Source organism: Hydrocoleum sp. CS-953 (genome assembly GCF_002260545.1).
Lineage (GTDB): Bacteria > Cyanobacteriota > Cyanobacteriia > Cyanobacteriales > Microcoleaceae > Trichodesmium.
On sequence record NZ_LGSU01000659.1, the window covers coordinates 1 to 4,112 of the forward strand.

Below are 4,112 nucleotides of genomic sequence, written 5' to 3' on the forward strand. Positions count from 1 at the left end.
ACTCAAAATTAATAATTATCAAAAATTGTCAATTAAAACGAAAATTGTCCTGGTCAAAGCGCATATCAAAAGAATAAGCTATAAATAAATAATAAATGAGGGGTCTTACCCCTCATGTAGTAAATTGATTAAGGAGGTCCAATGCTACAGAGTCTTAAGATTGATACAACCCACAACATCAATCCTCTAACCGATAACTTCAGGGTCAAAAATGGATATAAATTTGTAGCCACTCCTGAGTATGACCAGACTGAATCAGAATTATTAAAACTTTCAACTATGCCCAGTTGTATTCGCCTTGGCCTAGAAGATTTAAAATCTTTTGAAGTAGTAGACTATCAGTTTAAAAATTGGGGCGTAACTTTCTCTAATACCATCGCCATCGAACCATCAAACCCAGCTTTTGCGGTTCCTCCAGGTATTAAAGTCTTAATGGGAGCGCCAAAAAGTGGCCTAATAGAAATGAACTTTAAATCTCCAGTCAAGTTTGTCAGCGGCCTGGTAACAAGTTCTCGTCGAACTGTTTTGTCAGCCTATAATCAAAATGAAGAACTCTTAGCTAAAGACGAAATGCCTGCTTCAAACTTGCTTTACCCAGATTCACTTATTCCTCCAAATGCTAAACTAACGGTGAATAGTGAGAATATTTACAAAGTTAGTTTCTATGCTTTTGACGGCCAGCTTATAGTTATAGATTTGAGCTTTGGATTTTAATGAAGCGGTTAGCACTCAGCACTCAGCACTCAGCAAGATTAATGTTTAGAAGGGGATTTCAACCGACTCAACAATACCGCCCTTGGGGTTGCAGGGGATTTTAACTGNGCTTATAGTTATAGATTTGAGCTTTGGATTTTAATGAAGCGGTTAGCACTCAGCACTCAGCACTCAGCAAGATTAATGTTTAGAAGGGGATTTCAACCGACTCAACAATACCGCCCTTGGGGTTGCAGGGGATTTTAACTGAGAGCTTCTAAAAGCCGATCGCTAGTTAAATAGTCATTAAATACAAAGTCAAAAGTCAAAAGTAAGAAACTAGACTTTTGGAAAATTAACTTGAAATCAATTTTTATTTTCTATGGTATAAAGAATAAATAAATTAGTGGTCTTGTATCAGGGAGTTGCCGAAATGTTAAATAATCCTCAAGTCTTATTTGTCCCCTGGTTACATTTTCACCAACCTCCGATTTGGCATAATGGCCAATTACAGGGCAACTTAGAAAAAATGCTCAATGGTGAACCTAACTCCGAAGAGCATTGGAATGCTCAATGGTTTGCTCAAGCATACAAAAATCCTGCTCGTTATGCTAAACAATTGACGGCAGAAGGTCATCGACCCCGGATGATGGTAGATTATTCTGGGGTATTGCTCGAAGAGATGGCAAAACTTTCGACTAATGGCATTTTCTCTAATCTTCATGTTGATGGCGAAGCGGTAGGAGATGTAATAAGTCTTTGGCGAGAAGTTCTGACGGAATATTCAGACACAATAGAATTTACTGGTAGTGCATATAGTCATTGTTATTTTCCTGCTACTCCCGAACGAGACCATGAAGCTCAAATTATGGAATGGCGAAAGGTGTTTGCAGATTTGTTTGGAGAAGATGCACTATCACGGGTAAGAGGGTTTTGGCCTCCGGAGATGGGAATGACTGGCGATCCTGCGGAAGCGTTGAGATTTGTGCGTCTGTTGAAAAAGTGCGGTTATGAATGGATTATTTTACCGAATGCAGCATTGGAACATCCTGAAGGTTGGAGTACCCCGGAGTTAGAAAACCGAGTGCATTGGTTGGTGGTGGAATCAGAGGGTGAGTCGGAACGTATTCTATGTGTGGTGAGGGATACGGATATGGGGATTCGACAACAAAGTGGTCAAAATGCTGAGGGTTGTATTAATGATGTGCGATATCGTGGTGGAGAAGTGGGAATGAAACCGCCTGCTTTGGTGGTGCCGACTTCTGATGGGGAAAATGGTAATGTGATGATGTTTGAATATTTTAAGAATTCTTTTGCTCCTCTGTTTCGGGAGAGCGATCGCTGGTCGGATGTTGGTTTTATGACGGTGAGTCAATATATTGATACTTATTTAGCAGATGGAGCAGCAACAGAAGTTAGACTGAAATCAACAGGAGGTTCGTGGATAGGAGGTCATCAGCAATGGCAAGAGGGAGATTTGCGACAACAGGTATTGGCAGCAGTTGAAGGGTTGAGTCAAGATTATGCTAAGGTTGTAGACTTTGGTAAGGGTTCTGCTGAAAAAAGTAGAGCGTTGTTGTTGTGTGAAACCAGTTGTTTTGTTTATTGGGGTTCTGATTTTTGGGCGGAACAGGCAAAGTTATTTATTGACTGGGCAAGGGAAATATTATAGATACTGTTTGAGATATTTTTAGGGTTGGCGCTCAAAAGTCTTATGGGTGAGGGTAGGAGTCAGATCAAATCCGTTTGAATACTTATTAGAGTTGTTGGGAGATGGGGAGATTAAATATTAGACCTCTCCAATAATCAAAAATTACAGCGCTTTTCAAATTGATGAACTATATCGTCATAACCAAAACCACAGTAGGGAGGTTGCATGCAACCTCCCTACTGTGGTCTACTGAAATGAAAACCGCTGTAAATCAATTATCGTAGATAAATAATCTATTCTTTCCCCCTATTCCCTACTCCCTACTCCCTACTCCCTCTTTTTTTGATGAAGTTGATATAGGAATTTACACAGTTATATGAATATTTGATGAAGTACGCATTTTTTTCTTGAGATGAGGTGGGGTGGGAAGAATTCATAATCCGAAAAGGATGTTGGTAAATTAGGGTATGATTTGTATTTTTTGGTAATTCCTAAAGTATTGAATAACAAATATTTGAGATTGTTCAATTTTTATTTTCATACCTTTATTCACCAACACCTAATTATACTTTCTGTTTCTGCTTTTGGTTGTCTTTCTGCTTGAAAGCTGAAACCCCTAGCAAACTGACACCTAATCCTAACAAACTAAATACGGAAGTAGGTTCAGGAACAGTCTGACTATATTCAGATTTCAGAGCATATAGAGCTTCATTCCCTATTATTTGATGAGCTGCTTCTGTAGGATGAAGTATATCCCAGAATAAGTATTCATCTGGATCGGGAACATCAACATCACAAGATTTTACTGAACCATCTGCTCCTAAAGAGGCATCTGAACAAAAAGCTAATACTGTATCTGACCAACTATCTGTTGCATTGCTAAAACCAAACTGATTAGGGTTATTAATTATCTCATCTAAAGTAGAGTTAACATCTAATAAGGTGATAGTAGCTTCAGATAAAGATTGCTCTAACTCAGCGATCGCTAACTCCAGTTTTTGGTTATGCTCATTTGTTAATTGATTCAATATGTCAGATGTACCTGTGAATGTAGCCAAAGGTGTTAGACCTAATGATGGCAAGTTAGAGATGAGGAAATCACGAGCGCCTAAATTATATAAAGCTTTAATACTATTAGTAATATTACTAACAGTTGTATCTGTATTAGGAGGTGTATCTGGTGGCGAAATAGACTCCGATACTAAAGATAACGTAGACTGTAGATAGTCATTTGCACCTACCGAGATAGTATATAGTGCATCAGAGTTAGCTGACTGTTCTGTTTCTAACAGAGGAACAATAAAACTCCCAAGTTGTTGTTCTAAACCTAGAGAAAAATTATCTAGAATATTCTGGTCTCCACTCCGTGACCCACTTATAGCATAGTTAGCTCCATCTGGAGAAATAGGAATATTAGTAAAAAAAGCTGTAGGAGCTAAGTCTAAAGATGATGCTAGAGATTCTATCCAGATAGGTCCGTTAGAAAATCTGCCCTCAAAAGATAGGGGGCTGTCTGGAAATTGTCCTTTTGTAAGAGTAAAAGTATTTTCTGTATCTAAAAGACTATCCCCAAAGATGAACATTTGGGAAAAATCTAAATTGGAATTTGCAGCGTAAACTGGAGTGGTCCCTATAGTTAGAGCAGATGCAGTTAGAGCCATGCTAACTGAAATAATATTGTTCTTCATTTATTTAACCCTGATTATTATAATAGATTCACTTTTGAAGTATAAGTAAAATTCCCTAGGAATGTCAAACTAAATTTGAT

General features: G+C 38.2%; 3 protein-coding genes. 2 read left to right on the forward strand and 1 reads right to left on the reverse strand.

Translation table 11 applies throughout. The features are described 5' to 3' along the window. The first annotated feature begins 141 nt into the window (after positions 1-141). Positions 142-714: a hypothetical protein gene (locus tag AFK68_RS07480; RefSeq protein WP_094672213.1), complete on the forward strand. Its 573-nt coding sequence runs from the start codon at positions 142-144 to the stop codon at positions 712-714. Positions 715-1,126: 412 nt separating this feature from the next. Beyond that, positions 1,127-2,365, forward strand: a complete 1,239-nt coding sequence (locus AFK68_RS07485) for a glycoside hydrolase (RefSeq protein WP_094672214.1) — start codon at positions 1,127-1,129, stop codon at positions 2,363-2,365. Between the two features lie 542 nt (positions 2,366-2,907). On the opposite strand, the gene AFK68_RS07490 is transcribed toward AFK68_RS07485, so the two are convergent. Further along, positions 2,908-4,032, reverse strand: coding sequence for an SGNH/GDSL hydrolase family protein (locus tag AFK68_RS07490; RefSeq protein ID WP_094672215.1), 1,125 nt, complete (start codon positions 4,030-4,032; stop codon positions 2,908-2,910). Positions 4,033-4,112 lie beyond the last annotated feature (80 nt).